This is a genomic window from Thermoproteota archaeon (assembly GCA_030130125.1).
Lineage (GTDB): Archaea > Korarchaeota > Korarchaeia > Korarchaeales > Korarchaeaceae > Korarchaeum.
Genome location: JARZZM010000032.1, coordinates 1 through 2,795, shown reverse-complemented (window position 1 = coordinate 2,795; position 2,795 = coordinate 1). Strand labels below are relative to the sequence as shown.

At 36.7% G+C, this 2,795-nt stretch carries 4 protein-coding genes; 1 reads left to right on the top strand and 3 read right to left on the bottom strand.

Annotation, left to right across the window (positions count from 1 at the left end):
- The first annotated feature begins 30 nt into the window (after nt 1–30).
- Nucleotides 31–825, top strand: coding sequence for a 2-amino-3,7-dideoxy-D-threo-hept-6-ulosonate synthase (locus QI197_05810; protein MDK2372877.1), 795 nt, complete (start codon nt 31–33; stop codon nt 823–825).
- A 31-nt stretch (nt 826–856) separates the two neighbouring features.
- Here the strand turns inward: QI197_05810 and QI197_05805 are convergent, their stop codons facing one another.
- The 3 genes from QI197_05805 to QI197_05795 form a co-directional block, all read right to left on the bottom strand.
- The gene (locus QI197_05805) at nt 857–1,054 is read right to left on the bottom strand and encodes a DUF2892 domain-containing protein (protein MDK2372876.1); all 198 of its coding nucleotides are present in this window, start codon (nt 1,052–1,054) and stop codon (nt 857–859) included.
- Nucleotides 1,051–2,034 (bottom strand): tRNA (N6-threonylcarbamoyladenosine(37)-N6)-methyltransferase TrmO, encoded by a 984-nt coding sequence (tsaA, locus tag QI197_05800; protein MDK2372875.1) that lies wholly within the window; start codon nt 2,032–2,034, stop codon nt 1,051–1,053. Before tsaA ends, QI197_05805 begins: the two co-directional genes overlap by 4 nt.
- Before the next feature lie 13 nt (nt 2,035–2,047).
- A partial coding sequence (locus QI197_05795; GenBank protein ID MDK2372874.1) for a thiamine-phosphate kinase occupies nt 2,048–2,795 on the bottom strand: 748 nt, incomplete at its 5' end.

The window sequence follows — 2,795 nt, the reverse complement described above, 5'->3', positions numbered from 1 at the left end:
ATTGTCCATCAATAGTCTGGGGGTAACATTATGAACATAGGTAAAATAATAAGGCTGGAAAGAATTTTTAACAGGGAGAAAAAAAAAACAATAATCATTCCCTTAGATCATGGAGTTAGCGTTGGTCCTATTTATGGGTTGACAGATTTAAAGAGTACAATAAATCAGGTGGCTGAAGGCGGGGCAAATGCAGTTGTGTTACATAAAGGTCTTGTGGTTTGGGGTCACAGAGGGAGAGGAAAAGACATAGGACTAATTGTTCATTTGTCAGCAAGTACCAGTTTAGCTTCAGATCCCAATAAAAAAGTCTTGGTGGGGGATGTAAAAGACGCTATAAAATTAGGTGCTGATGGAGTTTCTATACACATAAATCTTGGTGATGAAGCTGAAGATAAGATGTTAATGGATTTTGGTAAAATAACATCTGAGGCGGAACAATGGGGGGTTCCGGTATTGGCTATGGTGTATGCCAGAGGACCTAATGTAAAGAACAGTTATGATCCAGGGGTGGTTGCACATTGTGCAAGGGTTGCCCAGGAAATGGGAGCAGATGTGGTAAAGGTTAACTATACAGGTGATAGAAAATCCTTTGAAAAAGTGGTAAATTCCTGTTCAATACCTGTAGTAATAGCAGGTGGTCCTAAAATGGGAAATAAAATGGAGTTTTTAACTATGGTATATGACTCAATAAAAGCAGGCGGGGCTGGTTTATCCGTTGGTAGAAATGTGTTTCAGGATGAAAATCCTACCCTGTTGGTAAAGATTCTCACCAGAATTGTCCACGAAGGAATGACTCCACACGAAGCGGTCAAAGATTTAGGTTAAAGGAGCAGGGAAACTGCTCCCTTAAGGGGTTCTATCCGTTTTCTATTTTAATTCCCACCTTATTTACTATCCATTTTAAAGGACACTTATCAGTAAAAGCGGATTGAAAGATATTTATTGATACCAAGAAAGTTAATATAAGCCACCAATGGGATACCCCAACTGCTAATATTAAACTTATCAATAATATTAGACCGGCCACTCCTTTTTCAAACCTGTGAAACTTCATCTTAATCCCCCTTTATTTTTTGTTTCAACTAAAAATTTAATCTTTGCTATGTTTTCAATTTCTTCATTTAATGCCAATGTCTCTTTTAAATTTTCTCCCCAACATACAAGACCGTGATTTTTCATAAATATAGCCTTGCTTTTACTCGCTACCTTGCCCACCATATCCGCTAGTTCCTGAGTTCCAGGCTTAAGCGGTGGAACTTCAGCAAAGTATGATTTATAAAAAGTTGCCTCAAACAGAGGAAGATCAAATATAGAACCATCAAAGCCTAAACTTAAAGCCAGCAGAAAAGTAGGATGAGTGTGTAAAACCGCTTTTGCTTTAGGCTGATTTAAATATATTTTTGCATGAAGATGGGATTCTATAGAAAATCCCTTTTCATCAAAGGTTTCATCAAGCTTAACAAAGCCAATATCCTTAGAGGTCAACCATCCTTTTGGCATACCCGAACGGGTAATTATCATTCCATCACCTTTTCTTATACTCATATTGCCACTAAAACCATTTAAAAGACCTTTTATCCACGCCCTGTATCCCACTTCTTTAAACACATTTAACTCTTCAAAGGATATATCGGATGAAAAACGAATATTGTTTGGTTTTATATCCACAACAGGTGTTCCATCGATTACTTCAATGGGATGGATTAAAATAGAATTTCCTTTTATATCAATCACTTTCACTACATGATGCCCAATTGGGTTAGGTCTATCAGGAGATCTGGTAAGAAATACCCCACATAAAGGTTTGGTTTTGTCTCTTCTGGGATGACATTGAAGCACATCTCTTTTTCCCTTGTGCAACCAGGTAAAGATTATGAGTTCATCCTCAATAGAAATTCCTTTAATAGCTGGAAGAAATTCCTCTTTTAATATCAACTTTGCAGGGGGAGATTTTGAATCTGCCTGAGGAGGACATTCTTCTCTGGTTTTGTAAACGGTTTTTACATAACCAATAGGTTTTAAAACTATATCCATACAACACACTCTTTTAGTTTACAAAATGGTCAAAACCACTGACTTCAAGAGGTTTGTCATCAAGCCATATACCTTTTCTCAAAACAACTTCACCAATCACTCTTATGGGAACCATTTTTTTTAGCTTATCTAAATATTCTCTGCCAACCGAACCTAAAAGCGCATAATCCTCACCACCTGATAACATTATTTCAAGTGGATTGAGGTTAGCAATAGAGGCTATTTTTTTTATCTCTTCGTGGACAGAAAAAGATTCGGAAAATAGTTTTGTCCCAAGATTATTCCCAACAAATCTATGTAAATCCTTAATCAATCCATCTGAAATATCCATAAGGGCATGGACACCGTTGAAATTAGCAATATTTAAAGCTTCTTCTACAAAAATTGGAGGCCTTAAAAAGTGTCTAACGGATACTGGAAATTCATCTTTTAAATCCCTACATTCTTCTAACACAAAAAAACCAGTTTTTGATAGCCCAATCTCTCCAACAACAAACAAAAGATCTCCTGGTTTAGGAGATCTTTTTAAATATGATCTAGATTCGCCCCATATGGTGATGGACAGCCCTAAAATAGGTCCTCTGCTGATATCTCCTCCAGCAAGAACAATTCCCAGTGTATTGCAAAGAGTTGACATTTCTGAAAACAGTCCTTTCAAGAACTCTTTGGATATTTTTTCTGAAAAAATAAGATTTAAGAAAAAGCCTATAGGCTTGGCACCCATTGCACATATATCTGATATGTTAACCGCAAGAGCCTTA

What these genes read in the sequence shown, in the direction of transcription:
- QI197_05810 (MDK2372877.1), top strand. Translation starts at nt 31, where the DNA reads ATGAACATAGGTAAAATAATAAGGCTGGAAAGAATTTTTAACAGGGAG.
- QI197_05805 (MDK2372876.1), bottom strand. Translation starts at nt 1,054, where the DNA reads ATGAAGTTTCACAGGTTTGAAAAAGGAGTGGCCGGTCTAATATTATTG.
- tsaA (MDK2372875.1), bottom strand. Translation starts at nt 2,034, where the DNA reads ATGGATATAGTTTTAAAACCTATTGGTTATGTAAAAACCGTTTACAAA.